This is a genomic window from Asticcacaulis sp. DW145 (genome assembly GCF_037101385.1).
GTDB lineage: Bacteria > Pseudomonadota > Alphaproteobacteria > Caulobacterales > Caulobacteraceae > Asticcacaulis > Asticcacaulis currens.
In genome coordinates this window covers 1957089-1970510 of the sequence record NZ_AP029024.1, presented here as the reverse complement: position 1 = coordinate 1970510, position 13422 = coordinate 1957089, and the positions used below count along the sequence as shown (strand labels likewise).

At 63.6% G+C, this 13422-nt stretch carries 10 protein-coding genes; 5 read left to right on the top strand and 5 right to left on the bottom strand.

From position 1 onward, the window contains the following. Positions 1-71 precede the first annotated feature (71 nt). The 3 genes from AACH73_RS09105 to AACH73_RS09095 are packed head-to-tail and all read left to right on the top strand — an operon-like array spanning position 72 to position 1681. Positions 72-686 carry an RNA polymerase sigma factor gene (locus tag AACH73_RS09105; RefSeq protein ID WP_338735725.1) on the top strand — a complete coding sequence of 205 codons (615 nt, stop codon included), beginning with the start codon at positions 72-74 and terminating at the stop codon, positions 684-686. A gap of 12 nt (positions 687-698) precedes the next feature. Further along, positions 699-1133 (top strand): hypothetical protein, encoded by a 435-nt coding sequence (locus tag AACH73_RS09100; RefSeq protein WP_338734636.1) that lies wholly within the window; start codon positions 699-701, stop codon positions 1131-1133. Next, the gene (locus AACH73_RS09095; RefSeq protein ID WP_338734635.1) at positions 1133-1681 is read left to right on the top strand and encodes a periplasmic heavy metal sensor; all 549 of its coding nucleotides are present in this window, start codon (positions 1133-1135) and stop codon (positions 1679-1681) included. The genes AACH73_RS09100 and AACH73_RS09095 overlap by 1 nt, the downstream gene beginning before the upstream one ends. Here AACH73_RS09095 and AACH73_RS09090 read toward each other — a convergent pair. The 5 genes from AACH73_RS09090 to AACH73_RS09070 form a co-directional block, all read right to left on the bottom strand. Continuing rightward, positions 1673-2599, bottom strand: a complete 927-nt coding sequence (locus AACH73_RS09090; protein WP_338734634.1) for a DMT family transporter — start codon at positions 2597-2599, stop codon at positions 1673-1675. The genes AACH73_RS09095 and AACH73_RS09090 overlap by 9 nt on opposite strands. Positions 2600-2632: 33 nt before the next feature. Beyond that, entirely contained in the window at positions 2633-5224 is a 2592-nt protein-coding gene (locus AACH73_RS09085; RefSeq protein WP_338734633.1) for an ATP-binding protein, read from the bottom strand. Positions 5225-5451: 227 nt separating this feature from the next. Then, positions 5452-6000: a response regulator gene (locus AACH73_RS09080; RefSeq protein ID WP_272742498.1), complete on the bottom strand. Its 549-nt coding sequence runs from the start codon at positions 5998-6000 to the stop codon at positions 5452-5454. 104 nt (positions 6001-6104) lie between these two features. Further along, on the bottom strand, positions 6105-8813 hold the full coding sequence (gene pepN, locus AACH73_RS09075; RefSeq protein ID WP_338734631.1) for an aminopeptidase N: 2709 nt from the start codon (positions 8811-8813) through the stop codon (positions 6105-6107). Between the two features lie 121 nt (positions 8814-8934). Next, the gene (locus AACH73_RS09070; protein ID WP_272742496.1) at positions 8935-9537 is read right to left on the bottom strand and encodes a hypothetical protein; all 603 of its coding nucleotides are present in this window, start codon (positions 9535-9537) and stop codon (positions 8935-8937) included. A gap of 315 nt (positions 9538-9852) precedes the next feature. Between AACH73_RS09070 and AACH73_RS09065 the strand changes: the two genes are divergently transcribed. Together AACH73_RS09065 and ppc are read left to right on the top strand one after the other, a co-directional pair. Then, positions 9853-10236, top strand: coding sequence for a group III truncated hemoglobin (locus tag AACH73_RS09065; protein WP_338734630.1), 384 nt, complete (start codon positions 9853-9855; stop codon positions 10234-10236). Positions 10237-10594: 358 nt separating this feature from the next. After that, the gene (ppc, locus tag AACH73_RS09060) at positions 10595-13267 is read left to right on the top strand and encodes a phosphoenolpyruvate carboxylase (RefSeq protein ID WP_272742494.1); all 2673 of its coding nucleotides are present in this window, start codon (positions 10595-10597) and stop codon (positions 13265-13267) included. Positions 13268-13422 lie beyond the last annotated feature (155 nt).

Here is a 13422-nt window from a genome sequence, read left to right as displayed (position 1 = left end):
CCCCGCTTATGAGTAATGTGACGCCTGAGGCGGACTATCGTCGCCCGAAAGAACAGGGGACAGGACAGGCCATGACCACAGGCCTAGACCCGGATGAGGCGCAGATTGAGGCCGTGGCGCGCGGAGACGCTGCCGCCACACAATCCCTCGTGGCGCGCAAACTGCCGCGCATCCTGTCTCTGGCGCGGCGTCTGCTCAATGACGCCGCCGAGGCCGAGGACGTGGCGCAGGAGGCCCTGCTGCGCCTGTGGAAGCAGGCGCCGCTGTGGGTGCCGGGTCGGGCGCGCGTCGATACCTGGCTGCACAAGGTGGCGGTCAATCTGTGCTACGACCGGCTGCGGCGGCGGCGCGATACGGTCGATCATACCGAAATCGAGCTGGCCGACCCTTCGGCCAACCCGACGCGGCGGCTGGATCAGCAGCAGATGAGCCAGACGGTCGAAGCCGCCCTGGCGACCCTGCCCGAACGGCAGCGGGTGGCCATCGTCCTCTGCTACTATCAGGAACTGTCCAATATCGAAGCGGCGGCCCTGATGGAGGTTTCGGTCGAGGCGCTGGAAAGCCTGCTGTCGCGCGGTCGGCGGCAGCTCAAGGCGAAGCTGAGCGAGGCGCGCGGCGACCTGATCGGCGGATCAGCAGCCAGCGGCCGGCCGGTGTTAAAAGTCATTCAAGGCAACAAGAGTTAGGAAAGGAGCGTTATGATGCAAAGTCAGATCACATCCGAACGCTTCGAAGCGATCGTCGAGGCCTATGGGGCCGACCCCCAGCGCTGGCCGGCGGACGAGCGCGCCGCCGCCCTGCTGTTCAGGCAGCAACACCCCGAAATCGCCCGCCGCGTTCTGGCCGAAGCGCACACGCTCGATAACTGGCTGTCTTCGGCGGATGAGGTTGAACCCTCCGTCGCGCTGCAATGGGAGGTTCTGGCGCGCATGATGCCGGCGGGGGTGGCGACGCGTCCGGCACCGGCCATTGTGCGCCCGCGCCGGCGCTGGCTGGCCGGGGGTATCGGCTTAGCGGCAGCCTGTGCCGCCGGGATCGTGTTCGGCCTCAATATCGGCCTGATGACCCTGTCCGAGGCGCGCGCCGAAGCGGTGCTGGCTTCGGCCAGTCTGGCCGAGGTGGATAACTGGTAATGCCTGAGACCGTTCCGCCTGCGTCTCCGAAAAAGCGGCCCACCGCCCGCACCTGGCTGGGGGTGTCGCTGGCGCTCAACGTGTTTTTGCTGGGCTCGCTGATCGGCGTCGGCGTTATTGCGTCCAAGCATTTGCGGCCGAAGCCGGATCGGTCGGCACCGGCCCTGCTGCACATGATCGAAGGGTTGAGCCCCGCCAACCAGGAAGTCGCGCGTCAGATCCTGACCGATGCGGCGCTGGCCGGCGAGAGCGATATGGACCAGAGCCGCGCCTTCCGCAAATCGGCAGCGGAACTGATGCTGCAACCGAAGCCCGACCCGGTTGCCATTCAGGCGGAAATCACCAAGGCGCGCCGCGCCGAGGCCTCGGCCAAGGACAAGATCGAAACGGCGATCATCTCGCTGCTGATCCAGTTGCCGCCCGAGGAACGCGCCAAGGTCGCGGAACCGCTGATCAAGACGCCGTTCCGCGCGCGGTCCAAGGCCTTGTCGGATGTGCGTAAGGCGGAAGAAAAGGCGAAGGCGGCGGCGGCTTCGGCCTCACGCTGACGCTTGTGGCGTGCGTGGTCGGTGAGCGGCGGCGCAGGTCAGCACGCTGGCGCACAGAAGCCCCATGGCGACGACTTCGCTGAGGTAGGGCCAGCGGCCTTCCCACAGGAAGCCATAGAGCAGGGCAAACAGCGTCTCGAACAGGATCATCTGCCCCACCAGTGTCATGGGCAGCAGGCGGCTGGCGCGGTTCCAGAAGGCATTGCCGATCACCGAACACAGGAGCGCCACCGCAGCCATCAGCCCGGCAAAGCCCCACCACTGAACGCCCGAATGTATGCCCGGCGACAGGAGAAAGGCGGGCACGGCCAGAACGAGCGCCAGTGCCCCGGTGACAAGGCCGGTCAGCAGGCTCCAGTCCTGCGATGAGATCGTGTCGAGACGACTCAGCCAGCGGCTGTTGTCCACGGCGTAGAGCGTCCAGGCGATCAGCGCGCCGAAGGCGCAGACAATGCCAAACAACGAGCCGGAGGTGCCGCCGATACTGCCCCAGACGGTGCAGGCAATGCCGGCCACACCGAGTGCCAGCGGCAGGGCCAGCCGCCGCAAGGGCACCGAGCCGTGGTCGTGACGGCCCAGCACGGCGACGCTGACGGGCAGGAGGCCGATGATCAGGGTGGTCATGGCCACGCCGCCCGACTGCACGGCCTGCGCCAGACAGATATAGTAGAGGATATTGCCGAGCAGGCTGAGGCGGATCAGGGCGCGCCAGCCCTTCATGTCGATCAGCGTGCGCACGCGGTTCCAGCGCGGAGCGATCAGGACGGCGGCGATCAGGCCATAGGCGAGGTAGCGTCCGGCGGACAGTTGCAGCGGCGTGAAGCCCGCCGCCAGTTCGGGGGTCAGAAACACAAGGCCCCATAGAGCCCCGGCGATCACGCCGCAGCCCACGCCCCACAGGGTGCGCCGGTCGCTCACAGTCTCAGGCTTCGGGTGCGGGGTTCAGTCATCTCACGCCGCCGCAATGCGGCCGGCCGTATCGGGGCTGTCCGGCGTGTCGTCGGCGCTGGCCCCGGAGGTGGTCTGGGTCAGGGGCAGGATGATGCTGACCGTGGTACCCTGACCGACGGTGGAATCGACCTCCAGACGTCCCGAGTGCATTTCGATCAGCGACTTGGTGAGGGCAAGGCCGAGGCCGGTGCCTTCCTTGGTGCGCGAGAACTGGTTTTCGATCTGTTCGAACGGACGGGCAAGGCGCTCCATGTCCTTTTCGGCGATGCCGATGCCGGTATCGGCGACATAGAGGTGCATGAAACTTTCGGTCGGAACAGCGGACACGGTGATGGTGCCGCCCGACGGCGTAAACTTGATGGCATTGGTCAGGATGTTGAGCAGAACCTGTTTCAGGGCGCGATAATCGGCCTGAATGTCGGGCAGTTGCGGCAGGTGTACGCGCATTTTGAGGCCCGCCTTTTCCGCGCGCTGCCGCACAAGGCGCAGCGTATCGTCCACCACCTCTTCGACCGAAACCGGTTCAAACTTCAGCGTCATCTTGCCCGCTTCGATCTTCGACATGTCGAGAATGTCGTTGATCAGGGCCAGAAGGTGCTGGCCTGAGCTGTGGATGTCGGCGGCATATTCCTTATACCGCGCATGACCCAGCGGTCCGAACATCTCTCCCGCCATGATCTCCGAGAAGCCATTGATGGCGTTGAGCGGCGTGCGCAGTTCGTGGCTCATATTGGCCAGGAATTCCGACTTGGCGTGATTGGCCTGTTCGGCGCGGATCTTGGCCATTTCGTACTTTTTGGCGAGATCGGTCTGGATGCGGCGGCTCTGCTCCAGCTTGTCCACCATGGCCTGAAGCTGTTCCTCGTTGCGCCGGCTCATCTCCTCCTGAATCTTGATGGCGGTGATGTCGGCCCCGGTAACGACCGTGCCGCCTTCAAGGGTGCGGCTCTCGGAAATCTGAATCCAGCGCCCGTCATTCAGCTCGGCCTCGATCACGCCGTCACGCCCGTCGGCCATGGCTTCCTGACGGCGGATGGCGATGGCCATGACCTTTTCGATCAGTTCGCGCGACGTACCAACCTTGAGGAAACGCGGGTCGATATTGAAGGTCTTGCCAAAGACGGCGTTCCAGATGACCAGCTTACCGCGACGGTCCCACAGCACAAAGGCGTCGGAGACCGAGTTGATCGCCCCGGTCAGGCGCGCTTCGGCGCGCTGGGCCCGCGACTGGGCGGCGCGTTCTTCGGAAACGTCCAGCGCCACGCCGGACAGGCGGGTAAAGCCGGTCAGGCCGCGCGGTCCGGTCGCCTGACCCCGCGCATCGACCCAGATGGCGCGTCCGTTCTCGCCAGGGACACGGAAAGAGACGTCGAGCGCACCGTGCCCCTGCGCATTGACCAGCGCCTTGCGCACCGTGTCGCGGTGTTCGGGCGCGATGCGCAGCAGGACTTCGCTGGTGCTGGCCACGCCGCTGCCGCCCCAGCCGAACATGACGCCCGTGACTTCGGACATAAAGACCTGATCGCTTTCGAGATCCCATTCCCAGATGCCGCAGCGTGCCGCTTCGACGGCCAGCCGGTAGCGGGTCTCCTTGGCCTCATACTGACGGGCCGCTTCGGAATTGCGCCGGCTCTGCACGATCAGCAGCAGACCGAACAGCGCGCCGATGATCAGTGGCCCGATAAACAGCGTCGCCGTCGCCAGCCAGTTAAAACTGGCCGCCCCATCGGAGGGCACAAGGTAGAGGGTGGTCAGGCCGTTTTCACCTTCGCGCGCCGCCGCAATACGCACAAAGCCCTTTTCCTCCAGCGTGCCTTCGGTCAGGCGCGCATCATTGGCATTGTCGCGGATCTGTTCCGGCGTCACGGTCAGGGCGATGCGGATGTTTTCCCCGGTCAGGCTGTCGTCCGAAGCCCCGATGATGTCACCGGCGGCGTTGATCAGCAGCACCTGATTGTCGCGCGTATTCTCAGCCGCCCGCAGGGGGTTGTTGAGGCGCGCCACGGCCCGGACGCGTCCGGGGGCCGGGGTCCGCACCAGATAGGAGCGCGCCGTGCGCGTCAGGCGCGACCCGAGGGCCAGGGCGACAAAGCCCTTGTTTTCAGAGCGTGCCGCCTCGGTCAGCAGGCTGGCCTCGTCCTGACCGGCGCGGGCGATAATGCGGCCTTCGGCATCAATGAGGGCCAGCGAGGCTACGGCACCGCCCGACGCCTCAAGCCCGCGCTGCACGGCGGCCTCGGCCGCTTCGGGGCGGGCATCATAGGTGGACAGGGCCCCCTCCATGGCCGCGCGCGCCACCGACACGGTCTTGTCAGCCCGAAGCGCGTTCAGGCGGGCCTGCGCGTAGGCGGCAGCATCGCGCGCCGCGCGTCCGGACGAAAAATCGTTTTGCAGGCGCGCCGAAGAGACACCGGCAAACAGCATCAGCCCCAGGGCGAGGCTGAGGCCGCCCACGCGCATCCACAAGGGCATACGCGGGCTGACCTGCGTCAGCAGGCTCGACTTCAGCGACCGCTCATTTCCACCGCCCAGCCGGAAGCGGAGGCCGGTTTGGGCCCCACCGCTGTCGGACTGTGACGAAAAAAGCTTCATGCGCGTCGGGCGATCCGGGTAGGGGCTGCGTGAGGGGTGGAAGGGGCGAAGACCGGATTTGATTCGGGTACAACTGAAAAGGTAAACGGGGCGTTAACCCTTTGTCGAGAGTCTTGCGGGACGGAAAGCGGCAGGACTGCGATTGCGCTGTGGGCAAAAAACGCCGCTTTTTGCAGCCGCCTCAGTGGCGGCGTGCGCGCAATGAGGCCCACAGACGTCATACCGCTCTAACCGGCGGCTTTTTCTTCCGCCGGCGGCGCGGCCTCCTTCGCCGGGGGCTTGTGGTCCTCGCTCCACCCTTCGCGGCGTTCCGGTCCCTGATACTTGGCGTCCTGACGACGGCGGCGGTCGGGTCCGAAATAGTTGGCGGTCTTGATAAAGGGGCGCGGCTTGTCGATGACGGCGGCCACCTTGCGGTACAGTTCCAGTGCCGTCACCGGCTTGGCGCAGAATTCATTGACCCCGGCATCGCGCGCCGCCATGACCCGCGAGCGCTCTGAGTGCGCCGTCAGCATGATGATGGGGACGTAGCGGTTGGGGCTGTCGGAGGAGTTGCGCACCATATGGACGAATTCGACCCCGTCGAGCACTTCCATCATGAAGTCCACGATCACGATGTCGATGGCGTCATTGCGCAGGCGCTGAAAGGCATCGCCCGCATCGCGCGCTTCGAACACATGGGTGGCCCCGAACCCGCGCAGAATCGTTTTCACAATGTGGATCATGTGCGTGTTGTCATCCACCACCATGAACCTGACGCGCTCAAGTCCCGCCACTCTCGCCTCCCTTACGCACATACCGGATCTGAGGCCGTTGCGGGCGGCCCCTGTGGACGGTTTTAATCGTCAAAGTTTGTCAATAGGTTAAGCGAATGTTTGCGCTAACCGGCCAGCGCCTTCCCGGCCAGTTCAGCGACATTTTTCGACAGGCCTTCGGTGCCTAAAATCCGTTCCAGTACCGCCTGCATCAGCCCCCTGTGGGGCTCGGCATAGCGTTTGAAACCGCCAAAGGCTTCGATCAGGCGGGCTGCGGTCATCGGATTAAAGCGATCGACGCTGAGGATTTCCTCGGCGATAAAGGCATAGCCTTCGCCGGAGGCGTCGTGGAAAATGGCCGGATTATTGGCGGCGAAGGCCTGCGCCACGGCGCGCCAGCGATTGGGCACCTTGCGGTCGAAATCCGGATGCGTGATCAGGCGACGCACCCGCGAAAGGGTTTCGGGGTGAGGGCAGGCGGCCTGCACGGCGAACCATTTGTCGAGCACCAGCGGTTCGGACTTAAAGCGCGCATAGAAGTCCTCCAGCGCGTCCTGATACGCGGCGCCGTGGATCTGCGACAGGGCCGACAGACCAGCCATCATGTCGGTCATATTGCGGGCGTCGTGGTAGTGCGCTTTGGCGATTTTTTGTTTTGCGCTCAGGGGCTTCGCCGCATCTCGTTCGAGAGGGGCTTCGCCCTCCGGGCGGCGTACAGCCTGCGCTCCCGCTTGGTCGCTAGTCGCTTCGCTCCTATCCGCGTCACTGTCCGGAGCGGCAACGATCAGGTCAAGCAGGGCGTTGCGCAGGGCGCGGCGGCCCGCCGAGGCGGCATCCGGGCTGAAGGTCGTTTCGGCGGGCAGGGCCGCATAGAGGGCTTCGGCATCGGTTTTCAGCGCCGCCGCCAGTTCCGCCTTGAACGCCTTACGCCGGGTATGGATGAAGGCCGGATCGACCGGCGTCAGGCTCTGGGCGAGGTCCATCTCGGTCGGCAGGCCGGTCATCAGCGCCTTGAACGCCGCATCGAGCGTCGGGTCCGTCAGGGTGGCGCGCAGCGCCTCGGCATAGTCGGCGGCGGCCCCGTGCGGATCAAGGATCAGGGCCTTGGCCAGGCTTTGCGCCGCCTCCCAGCGGTTGAACGGGTCGGGGTCGCCGCGGAAGCGCGCAAACCGGTGCGCTTCGGGCTCGGTCAGTGTGAGCTTGACCGGGGCAGAGAAGCCCCGCAGGGCCGAAATAACCGGCGCTTCGGTCACGTCTTCGAGCACCCATTGCGCCCGGGCCTCTGTAAGCACAAAGAGGGCCTCCGGCACCGTTTCGCCCGCGAAGCGGAAAGACAGCGGGGCCCCGGCCCCGGACAACAGGCCCAGCCGCACCGGGATCGGCACCGGCGCCTTATGCGCCTGCGCCGGAGTGGGCGGCGTCATCTGGCTCACCGTCAGCGTAAGGCGTTGCGTGTCGCCATCATAGGTCGCGGAAAGGCTGAGCACGGGTGTGCCGGCCTGGACATACCATTTCAGCCACGGCGAAAAGTCCTGCCCCGTCACCGCTTCGAAGCTGCTCAGGAAGTCTTCCAGCGTCGCCGCCGTTCCGTCATGCGTTTCGAAATAGTGGTCGAGCGCGCGGCGGTAGGTCTCCGCGCCGACGACCGTCTTCAACATGCCGACGATTTCCGCCCCCTTCTCATAGATGGTGGCGGTATAGAAGTTGTCGATTTTCAGATAGGTGGCCGGACGCACCGGGTGGGCCAGCGGTCCGGCATCTTCCGGGAACTGCCGCGCGCGCAGCATCTTGACGTCCTTGATGCGCTGCACCGCGTGGCCGCGCTGATCGCCGGAGAAGCTCTGATCGCGGAAGACGGTCAGGCCTTCCTTCAGGCACAACTGGAACCAGTCGCGGCAGGTCACGCGGTTGCCTGACCAGTTGTGGAAATATTCGTGGGCCACGACGCTTTCGATCCGCTCATAATCGAGATCGGTCGCCGTTTGCGCATCCGCCAGCAGCAGCGAAGCGTTAAAGATGTTGAGCCCCTTGTTCTCCATCGCCCCGAAATTGAAATCGCGCACGGCGACGATCATAAACAGGTCGAGATCGTATTCGCGGCCGTAGGTCTCTTCGTCCCACCGCATCGAGCGCTTCAGCGCGTCCATGGCATAGGCGGCGCGGGCGCTCATGCCCGGATCGACGAATATCTTGAGGTCCACCGTGCGGCCCGACATCGTAACGAAGCGGTCTTCGAGGACGTCCAGTTCGCCGGCAACCAGAGCGAACAGATAGGCCGGCTTGGGGAAGGGGTCTTCCCAGACGGCGTAGTGAAACGCACCCTCCTCTCCGCTGTCGATCAGATTGCCATTGGACAACAGGCGCGGGAAACCGGCCTTCGGTGCCCGCAGCCGCACTGTATATTTCGACAGCACGTCCGGCCGGTCGGGGAAATAGACGATCTTGCGAAAGCCCTCGGCCTCGCACTGCGTGCAGTAACGGCCGGAGGACATGTATAGCCCTTCCAGCATCTTGTTGTCCTGAGGATTGATCTCGACATCTATCTCAAGCGTGAAGCGATCGGGCACCCCGCTGAGGGTCAGACATTCCGGCGTGAGCGCATAGGCCTCCGGCGCCACCTCGACCCCATCAAGCCGCAGCGTCTTGAGGATCAGCCGTTCGCCCAGCAGGACCAGCGGTGCATCCGCCGCCCCGCGCCGTTCTATGCGATAGGTGGCTTTGACCTGTGTCTGCGTCGGGTGAAGATCAAACGCCAGCCGCGTTTCGGGGATAACGAAATCAGGTGCGCGATAATCGGTCAGACGGATGGGACGGGCGATATCGGTACGGTACATGCGCGCGGCGTCTCGCAAAACAGGAACAAAGGTGACAGCAGCTTAGCCGTCCATCTTTGCATAGTCTTGCAAAAAGCCAATGCCGACGTACCTAAAATTGGGTATGCCGCCCATGCGTTTCCTATTCTGCCGCAGCGGCCCCGACCTCCGGCTCGGCCTGCGCCTCTGCCGGGCGGGCTTGCGCTTCGGGCGGCGGGGTTTCGATCACGCGGCGCAGTTGCTCGAAACGGCGGGCCAGACGCACCAGCGGCTCCGGCAGGGTGGTGCCTTCGCTCTTGACATAGTCGCTCAGTTCGCGCGCCAGACGGAAAAAGCGCGGCGCGGCGGTGATCAGGCGCGCCTGCATCTCGATCAGGGCCGGATCGCGGTCATATTCCGCCCCCGGCACGCGCCACCCGCCCCAGTCATTAGGATCGGTGACGATGACTGGATAGGTGCCCGGATAAGGATGGTGGGCGCAGTCTTCGACCGGTTGCACGCGGTTGCGCGCCCGCATCAGCCGCCACGGCGTGTGGCCCGGCGCGTCGCCGGGTGCCGCCTCGATCTCGGTTTCCGCGGTCAGTTCTTCGGCGCGAAAGTCCCGGCCCAACCCGCAGTCATAGGTGACCCGGATCGGTTCCTCGAACCCCGCGACCCACACCGGCTTTACCTGTTCGATCGTCGCCCAGGTGCCGACGGGTTCGACATAGACGCGTTGATGACGATGAAAAACAGCCTTGGCCATACCGGTTCCTCTGAGGCATACTGTACGCGGGCGAATTTGTCACATGGCGCGAAGGGGCTCGAACCTTTACGGGAAACGCGCTGACCCTCGACCCTGGTGTCCTGAATCTGAAATTCGCATGCGCTTGATACCGCTCACTGGCGAATTTCCGATTGATCAGGACATTAGCAACTTATTGTATCTCATATCGTTTTTGAATTTGAAGTTCGCCCGGCTTTCGATATCAGACTGAAGCGAACTTCAAATTCACGACACTAGCGCGCAGGGCTTAGCAATTGGTGACGGAGTGCGGTTAAGGCCTGTTAATAGATAAGCATGAGCGATCCGACCTATCCCCCCGCAGAGCTTCGCCGTCTGGTCGAACAATTCTATGAACGGGCGCGTGCCGATGCCCTGCTGGGGCCGGTGTTTGAAGCCGCCGTTGATGACTGGCCCGCGCATTTCGACATGCTGACCGCCTTCTGGAGTATGGTGATGAACGGCCCGCGACCGGACATGCCGGTCTTCAAGGGCCGGCCCCTGCCGAAGCATCTGGCCTTACCGCTGAAACGTCAGCATTTTGACCGCTGGCTGGACCTTTGGGCGGAAACGACGGCAGAGGTACTCGACGCGCCGCGCGCCGAGGCGCTGCGGGAAAAGGCCTGGCGCATCGGTCTGTCGTTTCAGGCGGCGCAGGCGATGAATGAGATATTGCGCTAGATATTTGCCCTAGCCGGACGTGTTACCGTTATCTTCGGATACGGTATAAGTTTCAAATAAAACGAGTTTTCTTCAATCTTGTCAGACATTTAATTTTATTGCATCACGATCATATGGCAAGCATTTGTAATTGTTCGTCATATTAGTGCGGTGCAAAAATCTGCGCCTGAACGCTCTTGCGGCGCACAAATTTTGCGCTAGGGTGGAGAAATTCCTGCCTGGGGTCTGCCGTTCGCGGCAGGTTTTGTGTGTCCTCAGCCCCGCCCGCCCTGATCCGTCGGCCCCCATCGTCCGGATCGGCCCGCCCGGTCTCCGCACACGCCTCAGGCTGCACCGACACAGATTCAGGAGGCCCGCGATGACCGACGCTATGATCGATCACGTCAAGCAGAACACCGCCATGCTGGAGGGGTTTCTCACCGACGCCGTCAATAGTTTCGGGCGCGGCAGCGTGTTGTCGAAGATCGAGGCCCTGCGCGCCGACAGCGCCGATGTCGATGACCTGAGCGAATCCGAAGCCGCCCACGCGGCGCGTGTCCTGACCTGCCTGTCCACCCTGACCGTCCTGTCCGAGGATGTGGCCAATCTCAAGCGCGTCGAGACCTTTCCCGGTACGCAGGAGGCTATTACGCTTGCCAATGCGGTGCAGCAGGCGCGCGCCAAGGGCTATTCGCAGGCCGAAATCGAAGACACGCTGAACAGTATTCTGGCCTCGCCGGTGTTTACGGCCCACCCGACCGAGATGCGCCGCGCCTCGGTCGTTGAGCGTGAATACGACATCACGCAGTTCCTGTCGGCCTATGAGCGGACAACGCGCGCGTCCGAGCGTAAGGCGCTGGAGGAAGACCTGTTCCGCGCCGTGGCGCTGCTGTTCAATACGCGCCTTAATCGCCCCGAACGGATCACGGTCGCCGACGAGATTCAGAACTCGCTGGGGGCCGTGCGCCGTGCCATCCTGCCGGCGCTGGTTGAGCTTTATGGCGACTGGAACCGCGAGATCGAGCTGGAGGGCGAACTGCCCAACGTGCTGAAACTGGGCTCTTGGATCGGCGGCGACCGCGACGGCCACCCGCACGTCGATGACACGACCATGAATTTCGCCTTCCACAATCAGGCGAAGCTGGTGCTCGACTTCTATTTTCAGCAGCTCGACAAGCTCGATATCGAACTGACCCTGTCCGAGGAACTGGCGCCGGTTACCGACGCGCTGCTGGAGCTGGCGCGCAAATCGTCCGACACCAATGTCCACCGCGTCGATGAGCCGTATCGTCGTGCCATCACCTTTATCAAGACGCGTCTCGCCTCGACCTCTCAGGCTATTCTGAAAATTCCGCACCCGCTGGCCTCGCCGCTGGCCGGAGCCTATGAGACGGCGGAAAACTTCGTGCGCGACCTGCTGATCATCCGCGATTCGCTGATCGAATATGGCGGCAAGCGGCTGGTGGGGCGCACGCTCAAAAGCACCATCCAGATCGCGCGTTCGTGCGGCTTCCACCTGCTATCGCTCGACATGCGGCAAAACTCCGCCGTGCATGAGCGCGTGATTGCCGAACTGTTCGCGCAGTCGTCGGAACTGCTCGACTATAGCTCGCTGTCGGAAAACGAGCGCGTGTCGGCGCTGGTGGCGGAACTGACCAATGACCGCCTGCTGCGCTGGCCCTTCGCCAAGTATTCCGATGAGACGCGCCGCGAACTGCGCATTATCGACGCGGCGGCCGAAGTCATCCGCACCTTCGGGCCCGACGCCATCGGGGCCTATGTGGTGTCGATGGCCAAGTCGGTATCGGACATCCTTGAGCCACTGGTCCTGCTGAAACAGGCCGGTCTGGTCTATGGCGGGCCGTCGCCGCACACCATGATCCGTGTGTCGCCCTTGTTTGAAACCATCGAAGACCTTGAGGCGGCGCCCGACATCATGAAGCGCTGGCTGGGCCTGCCGGCCATGCGCTCGCTGATGGGGCGTCCGGCGGTGCAGGAGGTCATGCTCGGCTATTCCGACTCCAACAAGGACGGTGGTTATACGGCTTCGCGCTGGAGCCTGCACAAGGCCTCATCGGCTATCAAGGCGGTGTGCAATCAGAAGGGCGTGGCGCTGCGTCTGTTCCACGGTCGCGGCGGTTCGGTTGGTCGCGGCGGCGGCCCGTCCTTCAACGCCATCATGGCCCAGCCCGAAGGCACGGTCGGCGGTCAGATCCGCGTCACCGAGCAGGGGGAAATGATCGCCCGCAAGTTCGGCAACAAGACCACGGCCGGAAAGACGCTCGATTCCTTCTCGGCGGCGGTCTTCCTCGCCTCCTTGCCGGTCAAGGAGCGCGACGCCCACCACGTCAAGGAGTCCGAGGCCGAGGCGAAATACGGCCCGCTCATGGATAAGCTGTGCAAGGCGTCGTTCGAGGCCTACCGCGCCCTAGTCTATGACGACCCGCACTTCCTCGACTTCTTCCGTTCGGTGACGCCGATTTCGGAGATTTCCGACCTCAAGATCGGTTCGCGCCCGGCCTCACGCACCAAGTCGGGCAAGATCGAGGACCTGCGCGCCATTCCGTGGGTCTTTTCGTGGTCGCAGTCGCGCATGGTTCTCCCGGGCTTCTACGGCTTCAATGCGGCAGTCAAGGCGCTGGGCGTCGATGACCAGACCCTGATCGACATGTGTAACGAATGGGACTTCTTCGAAGTTTTCCTGGCCAATATGGAAATGGCGCTGGCCAAGTCGGATATGGAAATGGCCGCGCTCTATGCCGGCATGGCCTCCGATCCGGTCGAGGCGCAACGCATCTTCGCCACCATCCGTCAGGAACACGAAGAGATGACGGCGCTGGCCAAACGCATCCGCAAGGCGGGCACGCTTCTGTCCACCCATGAGCAGTTGCGCGGCTCGATCGAGCGCTCGCACGCCCTGCTTCAGACGCTCAACCGGATGCAGGTCAAGCTGCTGAAAAAACGTCGCGAAGGCAATAAGCACAAGCTGGTCAAGCTGGCCATGCAACTGACGGTCAATGGCATCGCCTCGGCCCTGCGCAATACGGGGTAGGGCGCGCGGACCGGTCGCGCGATAATACCAATTTAATACCTTGAGGCGCGACCCCGGCCCCTATATACAGCTTCCTGGATCATTATGGTTTCTGGCAGAAACATAATGATCAGGTTTTGTTTTTGCCCCTCGCCGGGCGGTGGCTTCGCCACCTT